This is a genomic window from Kitasatospora sp. NPDC030952, assembly GCF_055571335.1.
On the sequence record NZ_JBVIFM010000002.1, the window covers coordinates 24,537 to 38,211 of the forward strand.

A 13,675-nucleotide genomic window follows, 5' to 3' on the forward strand; every position below is an offset into this window, starting at 1 on the left:
GCGCAAGGAAACGCAGCGTTGGACAGTGGGTCGGGTTCTGGAGTGCCGGCTCTTGGAGGGCCGGTTCCAGGGGCCCGTTCTGGAAGGTCGGGCGTCAGAAGATCAGCGGATCGGCCCAGCCGGAGGCGAGCACCCCGCACAGCAGCAGCACGGCGGTGAGGGCGACGGCCTCCGCCTGCCCGAAGCCCAGGTCGGAGCGGCGGCGCACCGGCGCGGCGATCTCGCCGCCCTTGCCGCCGGCCCCGCCGAGCAGCGGCCACAGCGCCCTGATCAGCGGGATCATGCTGTACGCGGTGAGCCCGAGCAGCGCGGTGAGCGCCCAGAAGGGCCGCCAGCCGTACTCCAGCGCGGCGCGCACCAGCCCCACCCCGCCGGCCAGGACGACGAAGCCGAGCCAGCCGACCCCGAGCCGGGCGACGCTGCGGGCCAGGGACGTCCCGCCGGAGACGGCGCCGGTGGGCACCCAGTCGGCGGAGCGGCGGCGCAGCGCGTGGGCGATGGCGATCACGTGGCAGAGCCCGCCCAGGAGTTGGACCCGGGTGACCTCGAAGCGCCAGCGGGTGCGGGACATCGCGGGCAGCAGGACCAGGGCGACCCAGATCGGCGGCAGGAAGGGCAGCACCTGCCAGGGCTGGATCTGCTCGGGGGCGAAGAACAGCATGATCAGCGCGGGCAGCGGCACGGCGAACACGTTCACCGCGCTGGTGAGGTAGCCGAGGATGCCGTTCCAGAAGCAGAGCCGGGCGGAGCGCGGCAACGGGCCCCGGCGGAAGTCCGGGTCGCGGACGAGGGCCAGGGAGCCGAGGCACCAGCGGTACTGCTGGCTGATGAAGGCGGGCAGGCCGGTGGGCGACATGCCCTTGGCGACCAGCGCGGGGACGTAGCGGGTGCTCCAGCCGGCGCGGGCGAGGGCGAGGCCGGTGTAGAGGTCCTCGCTGTGGTCGATCTCGGCGAAGCCGCCGATCCGTTGCAGGGCGGCGCGTCGGTAGAGCGCGTTGGTGCCGCAGCAGACGGTGCCGTCCTGGGCGTCCCGGGAGGGCTGGATCCAGCGGTAGAAGATCTCCTGGGTCGCTCCCGCGGCGCGTTCGAGCCAGGACATGTCGGCGTCGGTGTCGAAGCACTGCGGGCTCTGCACGATGCCGACCCCGGGGTTGTCGAGGTAGGGCACCAGGTGGTGCAGGAAGTCGGGGCGGGGGCAGAAGTCGGCGTCGAGCACGGCGACGATCTCGCCGTCGCCCTCGGCCAGGCCGTGGTTGAGGTTGCCGGCCTTCTTGAACCGGCCGCGGTCGGGGCGGGCGCGGTACTGGAAGCCGTAGGAGCGGGCGAGTTCGCGCACCTCGGGGCGGTCGGCGTCGTCGAGGACCAGGACGGTGAGCTCGCCGGGCCACTGGACGGCGGCGGTGTGCCGGTAGGCGTTGTCCAGGACGGCCAGTGGTTCGCCGGCGGTGGGCAGCAGCAGGTCCACGCTCGCGTGCCGGGCGGGGTTCCAGGCGCGCAGCAGCAGGTCGTGCGAGTCACGGGTGAAGCGGCGGGCGCGCTGGCCGTCGGTGAGCGAGAGCAGCCAGGTGACGGCGTTGAGCACGGTGAGCACCAGGAACGGCCACAGCAGCGGCTTGCTCAGCGCGAACAGGCCGAGGGTGGCGGTGGCTCCCGCGTAGGAGAGGGTGGCGCAGAGCAGCACCCAGCGGCGCTGCGGGCCGAAGTACCAGTAGAGCTCCTGGTCGTCGGGCGGGCTGGGGAGTCGGAGGTCGGGGTCCGCGGGTATCCGGCGCGGACCGGCGTCGGGTGCGGGCATGGCGGTGCCATGGAGTACGGGCATGCGGAGATGGCCCCCCTGGGCATCGGACGGAACTTTGCCGTTCGACCACAGCCTCTCACATTGGTCTGGACCAATCATGAACGAGGTATGACATCTCCGCATCGCCCCAGCTCAGCGACTTGAGGTTGCGTCAGACTGACGACGGACCGTCAAACGATCAGTTCACCGGCCCTCCAGGCGCCTCCCTCAGCCCGCCTTCAGGCGCCGCCCTCAGACCGCCTTCAGCTCCTTGATCAGCCGCTCGAAGCGGAGATCCGGCCGGCGCGGGATGCCGAACCGCTCGTCCCCGTACGGGAAGGGGCTGTACTCGCCGGTCCGGCGGAAACCGCGCCGCTCGTACCAGGCGATCAGCTCCGAGCGCTGCTCGATCACCGTCATCTCCATCACGCCAGCGCCCCACTCCTCGGCCGCCAGCCGCTCCGCCCGGGCCAGCACCGCCCGGCCGATCCCACCCCCTTGCCGGCCGGGCCGGACCGAGAACATCCCGAAGTAGGCGCGGTCGCCGCGCCGTTCCAGCTGGCAGCAGGCGAGCAGTTCGCCGTCCCGCTCGGCCAGCAGCACCAGGCCGTCGGCGTGCCCGACGGCCTCCGCCACGGCCTCGGCGTCGGTCCGCCGCCCGCCCAGCAGGTCCGCCTCGCTGGTCCAGCCGGCCTTGCTGGCCTCGCCCCGGTAGGCCGACTCGACCAGCGCGACCAGGGCCGGGACGTCGGCGAGGGTCGCGGTGCGGAAGTCGGGCTCCCCGCTGGGCTCGGCAGCGGGCCCGGTGGCGGGCCCGGCGGTGGTCTCGGACATGGTGGTTCCTCCTCGGCAGACCTCGGCGGACGTCGGAAGACGTCGACTTTCCGGGGCATGCTGCCACAGCACACGACGGGCCGATCGATCCGGCCCGGAGCGTGGCCGGTCGAAGCCGACCAGGTGGCCCTCGCCGATCAGCCGCGCCATTGCAGAGCCCGGCGTGAACCGCCGCCCGACAGGCCCGCTCACACCGCGCTGAACGGTACGGGCCAGCGGCGCATGTGCGTGGGCAGGGTCAGTAGCGAGTCGCCGAGGCCGTACATCAGGTCCTCCGCCGACAGCAGGTCGGCCGCCTCCCGCTGCGTCTCGGTGAGGAGGTCAAGCGGCAGCGGAGTGCGTCCGGCCAGGAACGTGGCGATCAAATCCGGGTGGTCGAGCATCAGATGGACGTCACGCTCCGCCCGGGCGTCCTTGACCGTGATGAATCCCGGCCCCCGCCTGAAGTAGCACAGCCCGTACCGGAACGCCTCCTCCCAGGCTCGCCGGCGGTCGGCCGTGAGCCCGGCGATCCGGCTCGGCGGCCAGAGGTGGCGCAGCGGTGCGGTGTCGAGTTCGCTGCCGCCGGTGGCCGTCCAACGGACCGCCACGCCCTCCTCCAGGCAGACCCGCAGGAACGCCAGGAACGCCAGGGTGGCAGCTGGGTCCCCGCCGAGGTCGACCTCGTCGTGCAGGAGGATGGCACCGCGCTCCACCGTGGCGCCGTGGCCGGGGTCGTGTCTCCGCAACAGCTCTGCCGCCCGGTCACCGAACACCGCCGTCACGCGGTTCCCTCCCATGACTCCGGGAAGACGCGCGCCGGGAGGTCCCGCACCGCCAGTGCCACGGCGTCCTCCCCGTCGCGATAGACGAGCCCGAGCCCCGTCAAGCGCACCAGCGCCGCAGCCACCTCCTCCTCCGACGCCCGCCATCCCCGCTCGGCAAGCGCCCGGCGCACGGACCGCGGGGTACGGACCCGCTCGGTGAGCCGGTACACGGCAGCGTCCAGACCGCGCAGGAGGTGGTCGCGCGCCGACCAGCCGTGCCTGCGGTCGGCGATCCGCACCTCGCCGTCGGCGTCGGCCACCACCACCAAGGACGACGCGGCGTGCGCGGCCTGCCATGCCTCGACCGCTTGGTGGAGCCGTGCCTCGACCTCGCCCCGGATCCCCTGCGGCGGTGTGTCGAACAGGTAGACCAGGTCCGCCAGTTCCTCCGGAGGCAGGTCGTAGATGTGGTCGTACACGCGGGACGGGGTCCGCTCGGCGAACCCCAGCTCCGGGCGTTCGAAGTTCGGGCTGAACCGTTCCAGCGCTATGCGTATCGTGCCGCCCGGCGGCTGGAGGTGCACCAGCGCGGGCATCTGGTCGATCACGGCCCGGTAGTCCGCGTCGCGTTCCCCGGGGAAGCCGTAGAGGTAGTTCCAACTCACCGTCAGGCCACGGTCGTGGCAGTCGCGTAGCAGGCGCACGTTCCGGGCACCGCCGACGCCCTTGTCCATGAGGTCGAGCACCCGGGCGTTCAGGCTCTCGATGCCCGGCTGGATGTGCACGACCCCGGCTGCCGCGAGCAGGTCGAGCTGGTCGGGGCGGAGGTTGGACTTGACCTCGTAGTGCACGCGCAGGTCCCAGCCGCTGGCGGCCATCCGCGGCAGCAGGTCACCGAAGTAGCCCATGTCCATGATGTTGTCCACCATCACCAGGTCCAGGATGCGGTGGCGCTCGACCAGGTCGGACACCTCCTGCCACACCGCGTCGGCGTCCTTGCTGCGGAAGGCGATGGCCGAGCCGTTGAGCCCGCAGAAGGTGCAGTGGTGCTTCTCTCCCCACCAGCAGCCGCGCGCTCCCTCGACCGCGAGCTTGGGCTCCACGAAGGTACGCGTCGGCGATGCCTCCAGGGCGCGCTGCCAGTCGGTGTAGTCGGGGGCGGGGATCAGGCCGGGCGGGACCTGTGCGGCGCTCTCGGGGTTCGCCACCGGCCGGTCACCGTCCCACCAGCACAACCCTGGAACGTCGAGTGGCCGGGTGGCCGCCGCGACGTGGCCCAGCAGCGCCGGGAAGGCCAGTTCGCCCTCGCCCCGGACGGCGAAGTCGACGAAGCGGTGGTTGCGGTGCAGTGCCGCGCCCATCGGTCCGTCGCAGTTCGCTCCGCCCATGACGGTCCGCACGCCGGGTCGCCGCTGCTTGAGCAGCCGGGCGACCGCGAGGCTCGGCACGTTCTGCATGAACGTCGTGGTGAACCCCACGACGTCCGGGTCCGCACTCAGGATCTCGTCGACGACCTGCTCGACGAAGGGACGCGCGAAGGGGCGCATCCTGCGCACCAGCTCGATGTCGACGCCACTGGCCTTGGCGTAGTGGTCGAGCTCGAACTCGCGCCAGTGGTCGTCGTCGTAGAGCACACCGGCGAACACCCAGTCCCCCAGCCCGTGGTGCAGGCCGGTCTCCGCGACGTGCGTGTAGTCGTGCGGGGTGAGGTCCCCACCGCTCTCGGCGAGCAGGAACGCGGCCCAGTCCATCGCCGCGTGCACCTCGGAGACCTCGGCTTCCGGCCGGGTCAGTGCCACGCGGCGGCGCAGGATGCCGATCGCCAGCGAGGGCAGCTCCAGCAGCTGCCACGGCATCGACACCAGGCTCAGCCTCAAACTCCGCTCCCGCGTCGGGTCGGGTCAGGTCAGGTCGGGTCGGGTCGGGACCCCGCAGTGGGTGGGGCCCCGACCGTCGAAAAGTCCGTCCTGGCTTCGGCTCAGTTCTCCCGGTCGGCGGACGAATCGACCCGGGACGGCGGAGCATCGATCCGGTAGGCCGGTGGAGCGTCGATCCGGTACGCCGGCGGCGCGTCGATCCGCGGAGTCGAGTTCGAAGCCCCGCTGCTCATCACGGTCTTGGTGATCTGCATCGTGGTCACCTCCTCTCCTACGGGCAGTGGCGCGCAACGACCCGGACGTTCACTCGCTTCCGGCCCGCACGCCAAGTCACTGTAATCGGCGAATGGTTACTGGTGAATAGCCGCGTAGGGGGACGACCAGTGCGCGTACAGCACAGTGCGGCTCCCCGTGGGCCGGGGAGCCGCTCAGGGCCGGTCGGTCAGCTCCGGCGCGAACACCGTGCCCAGCGGCTCCGGCCCCACGTACTGCTGGCAGTTGCACTGCCCGGGCTCGAAGCTCACCGGGCGGCGGTCGGCGTCCCAGGCGGTGGGCGTCTCGACCACCTCGTGGCAGCGGCCCTGCCGGTCGTGCTTGGCCAGGTGGTGGGTGCAACCGCAGACCGGCTCGGGCGGCCGGTGGGCCTCCTCCAGGGCGAGGCGCTGCTGGTGCTGGGCGTCGAGCAGTTCGAGCTTGCGCTCGTGCCGGTCCTTGATGTCCCGGCGCACCCGGTTGACGATGTTCCCGCCCCCGTACAGGACGGCGGGCGCCAGCCACCACAGGTTCCACAACGAGCTCATCGACGTCCCCCCAGCCTGCCGTTCTTCCGGACCAGATCATACGGCCGACCAGCGGGTACGGTGTCCTGAGCGGCGAGCGCCGCCGCCCCGGCTCAGCGGATGATCGGCAGCACCGGCGTCGAACTGCGGCCCGCCGCCGCTTCGATGAAGGTCACCGGGTCGGTGGCCTCGGCCAGCAGCGCACGGGTGAAGTGCAACGCTCCCTCGGCCGGGGCCGGCCCGCCGACCGCCGCGATCAGGTCGAGCAGGTGGACGGTCGCCTCCATCAGCGCCACCTCGCCGAGCGCCCCCACCGTCACGGGCCCGAGCAGCGGGTGCGTCACCACCGTGTCGGGCGCGAGGTCCGCGATCCCGGCCAGGGCGGCCGGCCCCTCGGTGCCGAACCGGGCGATCAGCGCGGCCGGTTCGGTCGCCTTGGCGGCCTCCTTGGCCAGCTCGGCGACTTGCCCGGCGGCGGTGTGGGCGAGCCCGCCCGGCTGGTTGAACGTCCGCAGGATGTCCGCCCCGCCGGTCAGCCCGGCCGGACCGTCGACCACGATGGCGCGCAACCCGGCGAACTGCTCCGGCACCGGCGCCACATGGGCGTAGAGGTCCCGTACCGTCCACTCGGTCAGCCGGGTGGGCCGGTCCCAGTCCGCCGCGCTCAGGGCCGCGCCGCGTTCCGCCCAGGACGACCAGGCCTCGGCCAACAGCTCGTTGACGCGGGTGTTCTGACTGCCCATCGTTTCCTCCTCGAACCACTGTTCACCGGAATGCCCCCACCGTACCTTCCGCCCCGGAAGAAACCCCTTGCACCCTTGCACCCCGGTCGCCACCAGCGGCCGACGACCGACCGGGGCGGGTCGGTCAGATCCTGGCGCCGAGCATCCGCAGCACCAACTCGCCGTAGCGCCGGCCGAGTTCCTCCGGGGTCTCGGAGGAACGCTCGGTGTACCAGCGGGAGACGTCGATGCCCAGCGAGGTGACCGCGCGGGCCGCCGTGCGCACCTCGGAGACCTGGAACTCCCCGGCCGCCGCGCCCGCCTCGATCAGGGTGCTGACCTCGCGCTCGATGTCCAGGCGCAGCGCGGCGACCAGCGCGTAGTCGTCCTCGGGCAGGGCGTGCAGTTCGTAGTTGACCACCCGGCCGACGGTCCGGGCCCGGGCGTGCCAGGCGGTGAACTGCTCGACCAGTCGCCGCATCCGCTCCGCCGGGCCGCCGTCCCCGGCCGCCGCCTCCCGCACCAGGGTGAGGGTGGCGGCGTGCCCGGCCCGGCTGATCTCGGCGAGCAGGGCGGCCTTGGACTGGTAGTGGATGTACAGCGCGGCGGGGCTCATCCCGGCCGCGGTGGCGATGTCCCGGGTGGTGGTGGCATGGAAGCCGCGCTCCGCGAACGACTCGACGGCCGCCTGGAGCAGCCGGTACGCCGCCTCGGGGCGGGTGTCGGCGCCGGGCAGGGTCGGCCAGAGGTCGGCGATGGGCGTGCTGGTCATGGCGTCATCCTCGCAGAGAACTCGTACAGGCTTTCCAGTCGGCCGTCCGGCGGCGGGGGCAGGGGCGGGGACGGGGGGCCGGTCGGACTGTTGACAGGCTCCCCCACCGACACCATGCTGAGCAAGCGCTTAGTCAGCAATCCCGGCTGGATCAGCGAACCCCAGACAGTCAGCAATCCCAGCCAGTCAGCAATCCCAGCCAGTCCAATCCCAGACAGTCAGCAATCCAGAGCAGGGCAGACCGGAAAGGCAGGACCCTCCGTGGTGCACTCCTTCAAGGGCCGGGTGGCCGTCGTGACCGGATCGAGCCGCGGCATCGGCCTCGGCATCGCCCGGGAACTGGTCGACCGAGGCGCCAAGGTCTGCCTCACCGCCCGCAACCCCGAGCCGCTCGCCGAGGCCGTCCGCGACCTCGGCGGCCCGGACAACGCGATCGCCGTCGCGGGCAAGGCCGACGACCCGGCCCACCAGGAGGAGGCGGTCACCCGCACCCTGGAGGCCTTCGGACGGCTCGACCACCTGGTCAACAACACCGGCATCAACCCGGTGTACGGCCCGGTCCTGGAGACCGACGAGGCCGCCGCCGCCAAGATCTTCGCCGTCAACGTGCTCGGCCCGCTGGCCTGGACCCGCCGTGCGCACGCCGCCTGGATGGGCGAGCACGGCGGCTCGATCGTCAACGTCGCCTCGATCGCCGGCATCCGCGCCTCGCTCGGGATCGGCATGTACGGCGTCAGCAAGGCCGCGCTGATCCGGCTCACCACCGAACTGGGCGCCGAGCTGGGCCCGCAGGGCATCCGGGTCAACGCCGTCGCCCCGGCCGTGGTGAAGACCAGGTTCGCCGAGGCGCTGTACGAGGGCCGGGAGGAGAAGGTCGCCAAGGCCTATCCGCTGGGCCGGCTCGGCGTCCCCGAGGACGTCGCGGGCGCGGTGGCCTTCCTGCTCTCCCCCGAGGCCGGCTGGATCACCGGCCAGACCCTGGTGGTGGACGGCGGGGTCACGCTCGGCGGTGGCATGTGACGGCCGACCTGAAGGGCCAGGGCGTGGTGGTCACCGGCGCCGGCCGGGGCATCGGCGCCGCGCTGGCCCGGGCCTTCGCCGCGGCCGGTGCCCGGGTGGTGGTCAACGACCTGGACGCCGAGGCCGCCCACGCGGTCGCCGCGGACTGCGCCGGCACCGCCCTGCCCGGCGACGCCGCCTCCGCCGCCGGCCTGGCCGCCCTGGTCGACCGGGCCCGCGCGGAACTCGGCGAGATCGACCTGTGGTGCGCCAACGCCGGCGTCGCCCCGATCGGCGGCGCGGACGCACCGGCCGCGGCCTGGGCGAGCGCCTGGGAGGTCAACGTGATGGCCCATGTCCGGGCCGCCGAGCTGCTGCTGCCCCGCTGGCTGGAGCGCGGCCAGGGCCGCTTCCTGGCCACCGTCTCCGCCGCCGGGCTGCTCACCATGCTCGGATCGGCGCCGTACGCGGTCAGCAAGCACGGCGCGCTGGCCTTCGCCGAGTGGCTCTCCGCCACCTACCGCCATCGCGGCGTACGGGTGCACGCGCTCTGCCCCCAGGGGGTGCGCACCGACATGCTGGCCTCGACCGGCGCCGTCGGCGAGGTGCTGCTCGCGCCGACCGCACTGGACCCGGAGGTCGTCGCCGAGGCGACGCTGGACGCGCTGCGCGAGGACCGCTTCCTGATCCTGCCGCACCCGGAGACCGCCGAGTTCTACCGCACCCGGGCCACCGAGCCGGACCGCTGGATCGCCGGGATGAACCGGATCCAGCAGGGCCTGGAGCAGGGTGGGGCGCTGTGAGGGCCTGGCAGGTGCACGAGCTGGGCGAGCCGGCCGCCGTGCTGCGGCTGGCCGAGGAGGTCGCCCGGCCGGTGCCGGGCCCGGGTCAGCTGCTGGTCCGGGTCCGGGCGGCGGCGGTGAACTTCCCGGACGCGCTGATGGTGCGCGGGCAGTACCAGGTCCGTCCGCCGCTGCCGTTCACCCCGGGCGTGGAGCTGTGCGGCGAGGTCGCCGAGGGCCCCCGGCGGGGCGAGCGGCTGATCGGCAATCCGGTGCTGCCGCACGGCGCCTTCGCCGAGTACGCGCTGCTGGACGCCGCGGCCGCGTTCCCGGCGCCCGAGGCGCTGGACGACGCGGAGGCGGCGGCGCTGCACATCGGCTACCAGACCGCCTGGTTCGCCCTGCACCGCCGGGCCCGGCTGCGGGCCGGGGAGACCCTGCTGGTGCACGCGGCGGCCGGCGGGGTCGGCAGCGCGGCCGTCCAGCTCGGCCGGGCCGCCGGGGCCCGGGTGGTCGCCGTGGTCGGCGGGCCCGCGAAGGCCGACGCGGCCCGGGCGCTCGGCGCCGACCTGGTGGTGGACCGCACGGCCGGGGACACGGCCGGGGACTTCGTCGCCGCCGTCAAGGAGTTCACCGGCGGGCGCGGCGCGGACGTGGTCTTCGACCCGGTCGGCGGCGACGCCTACACCGGCTCCACCAAGTGCGTGGCCTTCGAGGGCCGGATCGTGGTGGTGGGCTTCGCCGCCGGGAAGATCCCGGCACCGGCGCTCAACCACGCCCTGGTGAAGAACTACGCGATCCTCGGCCTGCACTGGGGCCTCTACAACACCCACGACCCGAAGGCGGTCCGCGCCGCCCACGACGAGCTGACCGCGCTCGCCGACCAAGGCGTGGTCCGTCCGCTGGTCAGCGCCCGGGTGCCGCTGGCCGAGGCCGCGGCGGCCGTCCAGCTGGTCGCCGACGGGCGCAGCACCGGGCGGATCGCCGTCCTGGGGCAGTAGTTCAGCCGCTGCACCGGACAGGTCGCCGTCCTGGCCGAACGGTTCAGCCGCTGCACCAGCCAGGTCGCCGTCCTGGCCGAACGGTTCAGCCGCTGCACCAGCCAGGTCGCCGTCCTGGCCGAGCAGTTCAGCCGCAGCACCCGGGCGGACCGCCGTCCGGGTGCTGCGGCTGAGCTCAGCCGCCCCGCCGGGCGGACTCGTTCTCCTGGGCCAGCCGCCGCAGCGCGAGCAGGGCCGGTTCCAGGAGGACGGTCCGCAGCAGGGCCCGTTCGGCCTGCTCCAGCGGGTCGGCCTCCGGGTCGAGCTGGTCGAGGTCCAGGACGGCGGTCCGCTCGGCCAGTTCGGCGTAGCCGCGCAGGGTGGCCGGGTCGAGTTCGGCACCGAGCGTGCGCAGGGTCTCCAGGGTCTCGCCGAGCACCGCCCGGGCGGGGGCGTACTCGGAGACCTCCCAGCCGAGTTCGCCGATCAGCGCGTCCACTTCCGCCGCTCCGGGCGCGGGGTCCGGCTCCGCCCCCTCCTCGACCGGGCCCGCCCCCTCCTCGACCGGCCGGGCTCCGAGGACCAGGCCGAGCACCTGGTGCCGCTCCCCCGCGTGTTCGGCCACCGCGCCGAGCACCTCCCGGGTGGCGCTCACGCTCAGCCCTCGCACCCCGATCAGCGCGCGCACCAGTCGGAGCCGGCGCAGGTGGCTCTCGTCGTACTCGGCCTGGGTGGCGGCGGTGGCCCGGCCGGGCGGCAGCAGGCCCTCGCGCAGGTAGTACTTGATGGTCGCGGTCGGCACCGCACTGCGGCGGCTGAGTTCGGAGATGCGCACTGCCGGCGTCTGCCTTTCCCCTGGCGTCTGGATATGGCGTCTGGATACCAGCACTGTCTAACATAGATAGTGCCACTACCCAGTGTGGCGCCCTCCGCCGACGAGGAGTGTCAGCCGTGCCCACCCTGCCCTGGATCACCCCCAACCCCGCCGCCCCCGGCACCCGGGCCGTCGTGATGGCCTCCCGTTTCGAGGTCCGCTCGCTCGCCGACGTCCCGCGGTTCTTCGTCCGCTCGCTCACCGTCTGGCGCCAACTGCGCAACGCGCCGGGCGCGTTGGGCGCCTCGCTGATCGCCCGGCCGCTACGGCGGACCTTCTGGACCCTCTCCGCCTGGGAGAGCCGCGAGGCCCTGAACGCCTTCGCCGCCGCCGAACCCCACCGCAGCACCATGACCGGACTGCGCGCCACCATGCGGGAGTCCACCTTCATCTTCTGGGACACCCCGGTCGAACAGCTCCCGATCCGCTGGCCCGACGCCCACGCCCGCATCGACGCCCGACGCGCCGCGGCTACCGCCCCGCGATGACCTCCAGGGCCGGGCGGGGCGGGCGGCCGAGCAGGTCCGCCAGGTCGCCCGGCCCGCCCGGCCCGGTCAGGAAGCCGTGCGCGATCGCCGAGTAGGTGCCCACCAGCATCGGCACCTGGAAGTCGAAGGCGTCCGAGGCCGCCAGTACCGTCCGGGCCTGCGCGAGCCGGCCCGGGCGGTACTCGGCACCGAGCGCCTCGGCCAGCTCCGCGCCGCCCACCGCCTCCTCCCCCACCAGCTCGTACGTCCGCCCCGCGTGCCCGGCCGGTGCCAGGGCCACGTTCACCGCCGCCTCGGCGAGGTCCGCCCGGGCCACCGCGGCCAAGCGGCCGGCCCCCAGCGGTGCGGTGATCACCCCGTCCGGGCCGGGCGCGGCGATCGCGGCCAGCAGTTCCGCGTAGAGGCCGTTGCGCAGCACCGTCCAGCGCAGCGTGCCGGACGCGCGCAGCCGCCGCTCCGTCCAGCGGTGCGCCAGCGCGTACGGCAGGTGGTCGCCGTCGCCGGACAGGCTGGTGTAGACGACGTGCTCGACGCCCGCCCGCTCGGCCGCCTCGATCGCGGCGCCGTGCCGGGCGATCACCACGTCGTCCTCGGCGGCGCCGGCCGAGATCAGCAGCAGGGTCCGCACCCCCGCGAAGGCCTCGGCCAGGGTCGCCGGCCGGTCGAAGTCCACCAGCCGGACGGGCACTTCGGCCGCCACCCGCTCCGGCGTCCGGCTCCCGGCGACGACGCCCTCCCGGGCGCCGAGCCGCTCCAGTACGAGGGTGCCGAGGCCTCCGTTGACACCGGTGACGAGCAGCATGGTTCTCCTTGGGACGTGCGATCGCTGGGGACTCGTCCATCCTCGGTAGCCTGGGCGTCCGGCGTAAGGAGGCACTTCCATGTCAGTAGGGCACACCGCGGTAACCACCGCCCCCCGCCCGGTCGTCTGGTGCGAGGACGACGTGGACTGCGGGATCCGCGACCTGCTGAACCGGCTCGGCGACAAGTGGTCCGTGCTGGCCGTGGTCGAACTCGCCCAGGGCGTACGGCGGTTCCGCGAACTGCAACGCGCCCTGCCGGGCATCTCGCAGCGGATGCTGACCCTGACGGTGCGCCGGCTGGAGCGCGACGGCCTGGTCTCCCGCACCGTCCACCCGACCGTCCCGCCCCAGGTGGAGTACGAGCTGACGCCCCTCGGGCACAGCCTCACCCACCTGGTGCGGGCGATGGTCGACTGGTCCTACTCCCACCACGACGCGATCGTGGCCTCCCGACAGCAGTGGGACGAGGCCAACCCGGGCTCCGAGATCCGCTGAGCCGACGCCCGCCCGGCGGCCGCCGAGGCACGACCGCGTGCCTCAGGCCGTCCGCCGCACCGCGATGACGTTGTCGGTGACGGTCGCGCTCCGCCCCTCGGGGCCGGTGGCGGTGCGCTGCGGCGCGTGGCAGCGCTCGGTGTGCCAGCCGGCGCCGAGCCGCAGCTCGGCGAGGGCCTCCTCGGGGGTCGGGAAGCGCACGTCCTGCCCGGCCTGCCAGGACCAGGGGGCCAGCGAGGCGTGGTTCACGATGATCAGCAGCCCGCCCGGCGCCACCGCCGCCGCGGCGCGGCGCAGTACGGCGGCCCGGGGGAGCTCGGCGGGCGTGTGGAGGTAGCTCGCGCCGACCAGGTCGAAGGCGCCCTCGGGAAAGCTCCGCGCCAGGTCGTGGCGGACGGGGTGGACCAGCGCGGCCACCCCCTCGGCCCGGGCGCGGTCGGCGACCCGGTCCAGCGCGGTGCGGGCGATGTCGACGGCGGTGACGTCCCAGCCGAGGCCGGCCAGCCAGAGCGCGTCGCCGCCGTGCCCGCAGCCGAGGTCCAGCGCCGTGCCGGGCTCGGGCGCGAGGGCGGTGACCAGCTCCGCCAGGACGGCGTTGGGCCGGGTGCCCCACTCGGCCTCCAGGCCGGCGTAGTGGTTCTCCCAGAAGGTCGCGGGGTCGCTCTCGGTGTGCATCGGGGGCCTTTCGTCAGGCGACGGGTTCGCGGCCGGCATCGCGCGCCGGCCCGGTTGCCACCGACGGTGCCG

The 13,675-nt window shown here is 73.7% G+C and carries 16 protein-coding genes; 5 read left to right on the forward strand and 11 right to left on the reverse strand.

The window, feature by feature from the left end; all coding sequences use genetic code 11:
• Window positions 1-94: 94 nt before the first annotated feature.
• The 8 genes from ACZ47G_RS04975 to ACZ47G_RS05010 all read right to left on the reverse strand — a co-directional run bounded on the left by ACZ47G_RS04975 (window position 95) and on the right by ACZ47G_RS05010 (window position 7,507).
• Window positions 95-1,819, reverse strand: a complete 1,725-nt coding sequence (locus tag ACZ47G_RS04975; RefSeq protein WP_465740060.1) for a glycosyltransferase family 2 protein — start codon at window positions 1,817-1,819, stop codon at window positions 95-97.
• 210 nt (window positions 1,820-2,029) lie between these two features.
• Complete coding sequence (locus ACZ47G_RS04980) at window positions 2,030-2,611, reverse strand: GNAT family N-acetyltransferase (protein WP_465740061.1); 582 nt, start codon at window positions 2,609-2,611, stop codon at window positions 2,030-2,032.
• Between the two features lie 188 nt (window positions 2,612-2,799).
• Window positions 2,800-3,375 (reverse strand): DUF5825 family protein, encoded by a 576-nt coding sequence (locus ACZ47G_RS04985; RefSeq protein ID WP_465740062.1) that lies wholly within the window; start codon window positions 3,373-3,375, stop codon window positions 2,800-2,802.
• Complete coding sequence (locus ACZ47G_RS04990; protein WP_465740063.1) at window positions 3,372-5,213, reverse strand: RiPP maturation radical SAM C-methyltransferase; 1,842 nt, start codon at window positions 5,211-5,213, stop codon at window positions 3,372-3,374. The genes ACZ47G_RS04985 and ACZ47G_RS04990 overlap by 4 nt, the downstream gene beginning before the upstream one ends.
• A gap of 122 nt (window positions 5,214-5,335) precedes the next feature.
• Window positions 5,336-5,497 (reverse strand): hypothetical protein, encoded by a 162-nt coding sequence (locus ACZ47G_RS04995; protein ID WP_380457423.1) that lies wholly within the window; start codon window positions 5,495-5,497, stop codon window positions 5,336-5,338.
• A gap of 165 nt (window positions 5,498-5,662) precedes the next feature.
• Entirely contained in the window at window positions 5,663-6,034 is a 372-nt protein-coding gene (locus ACZ47G_RS05000; protein WP_465740064.1) for a hypothetical protein, read from the reverse strand.
• A 92-nt stretch (window positions 6,035-6,126) separates the two neighbouring features.
• Window positions 6,127-6,756, reverse strand: coding sequence for a maleylpyruvate isomerase N-terminal domain-containing protein (locus tag ACZ47G_RS05005; protein ID WP_380457419.1), 630 nt, complete (start codon window positions 6,754-6,756; stop codon window positions 6,127-6,129).
• 124 nt (window positions 6,757-6,880) lie between these two features.
• Window positions 6,881-7,507, reverse strand: coding sequence for a TetR/AcrR family transcriptional regulator (locus ACZ47G_RS05010; protein ID WP_380457413.1), 627 nt, complete (start codon window positions 7,505-7,507; stop codon window positions 6,881-6,883).
• Between the two features lie 261 nt (window positions 7,508-7,768).
• Between ACZ47G_RS05010 and ACZ47G_RS05015 the strand changes: the two genes are divergently transcribed.
• Genes ACZ47G_RS05015 through ACZ47G_RS05025 form a run of 3 tightly spaced genes read left to right on the forward strand, consistent with a single transcriptional unit; the run spans window position 7,769 to window position 10,289 of the window.
• A complete protein-coding gene (locus tag ACZ47G_RS05015) occupies window positions 7,769-8,527 on the forward strand; it encodes an SDR family oxidoreductase (protein ID WP_380457411.1) in 759 nt (252 codons plus the stop codon).
• Window positions 8,524-9,309 carry an SDR family NAD(P)-dependent oxidoreductase gene (locus ACZ47G_RS05020; RefSeq protein WP_465740065.1) on the forward strand — a complete coding sequence of 262 codons (786 nt, stop codon included), beginning with the start codon at window positions 8,524-8,526 and terminating at the stop codon, window positions 9,307-9,309. Before ACZ47G_RS05015 ends, ACZ47G_RS05020 begins: the two co-directional genes overlap by 4 nt.
• The gene (locus ACZ47G_RS05025) at window positions 9,306-10,289 is read left to right on the forward strand and encodes an NADPH:quinone oxidoreductase family protein (protein WP_465740066.1); all 984 of its coding nucleotides are present in this window, start codon (window positions 9,306-9,308) and stop codon (window positions 10,287-10,289) included. Before ACZ47G_RS05020 ends, ACZ47G_RS05025 begins: the two co-directional genes overlap by 4 nt.
• A gap of 175 nt (window positions 10,290-10,464) precedes the next feature.
• Here the strand turns inward: ACZ47G_RS05025 and ACZ47G_RS05030 are convergent, their stop codons facing one another.
• Entirely contained in the window at window positions 10,465-11,103 is a 639-nt protein-coding gene (locus ACZ47G_RS05030) for a MerR family transcriptional regulator (protein ID WP_465740067.1), read from the reverse strand.
• A 116-nt stretch (window positions 11,104-11,219) separates the two neighbouring features.
• On the opposite strand from ACZ47G_RS05030, the gene ACZ47G_RS05035 reads away from it, so the two are divergent.
• The gene (locus tag ACZ47G_RS05035) at window positions 11,220-11,630 is read left to right on the forward strand and encodes a DUF3291 domain-containing protein (protein WP_465740068.1); all 411 of its coding nucleotides are present in this window, start codon (window positions 11,220-11,222) and stop codon (window positions 11,628-11,630) included.
• Here ACZ47G_RS05035 and ACZ47G_RS05040 read toward each other — a convergent pair.
• Window positions 11,614-12,432 (reverse strand): NAD(P)H-binding protein, encoded by an 819-nt coding sequence (locus ACZ47G_RS05040; RefSeq protein WP_465740069.1) that lies wholly within the window; start codon window positions 12,430-12,432, stop codon window positions 11,614-11,616. The two genes, ACZ47G_RS05035 and ACZ47G_RS05040, sit on opposite strands and share 17 nt — an antisense overlap.
• Window positions 12,433-12,511: 79 nt before the next feature.
• On the opposite strand from ACZ47G_RS05040, the gene ACZ47G_RS05045 reads away from it, so the two are divergent.
• On the forward strand, window positions 12,512-12,928 hold the full coding sequence (locus ACZ47G_RS05045; RefSeq protein ID WP_465740070.1) for a winged helix-turn-helix transcriptional regulator: 417 nt from the start codon (window positions 12,512-12,514) through the stop codon (window positions 12,926-12,928).
• Between the two features lie 42 nt (window positions 12,929-12,970).
• Here ACZ47G_RS05045 and ACZ47G_RS05050 read toward each other — a convergent pair whose 3' ends face one another.
• Window positions 12,971-13,603, reverse strand: coding sequence for an SAM-dependent methyltransferase (locus ACZ47G_RS05050; RefSeq protein ID WP_465740071.1), 633 nt, complete (start codon window positions 13,601-13,603; stop codon window positions 12,971-12,973).
• Window positions 13,604-13,675: the final 72 nt, after the last annotated feature.

Coding starts and splice junctions, on each gene's coding strand:
- ACZ47G_RS05040 (WP_465740069.1), bottom strand. CDS start 12,432: ATGCTGCTCGTCACCGGTGTCAACGGAGGCCTCGGCACCCTCGTACTG.
- ACZ47G_RS05050 (WP_465740071.1), bottom strand. CDS start 13,603: ATGCACACCGAGAGCGACCCCGCGACCTTCTGGGAGAACCACTACGCC.
- ACZ47G_RS04980 (WP_465740061.1), bottom strand. CDS start 2,611: ATGTCCGAGACCACCGCCGGGCCCGCCACCGGGCCCGCTGCCGAGCCC.
- ACZ47G_RS05045 (WP_465740070.1), top strand. CDS start 12,512: ATGTCAGTAGGGCACACCGCGGTAACCACCGCCCCCCGCCCGGTCGTC.
- ACZ47G_RS04990 (WP_465740063.1), bottom strand. CDS start 5,213: ATGCCGTGGCAGCTGCTGGAGCTGCCCTCGCTGGCGATCGGCATCCTG.
- ACZ47G_RS05000 (WP_465740064.1), bottom strand. CDS start 6,034: ATGAGCTCGTTGTGGAACCTGTGGTGGCTGGCGCCCGCCGTCCTGTAC.
- ACZ47G_RS05005 (WP_380457419.1), bottom strand. CDS start 6,756: ATGGGCAGTCAGAACACCCGCGTCAACGAGCTGTTGGCCGAGGCCTGG.
- ACZ47G_RS05010 (WP_380457413.1), bottom strand. CDS start 7,507: ATGACCAGCACGCCCATCGCCGACCTCTGGCCGACCCTGCCCGGCGCC.
- ACZ47G_RS04975 (WP_465740060.1), bottom strand. CDS start 1,819: ATGCCCGTACTCCATGGCACCGCCATGCCCGCACCCGACGCCGGTCCG.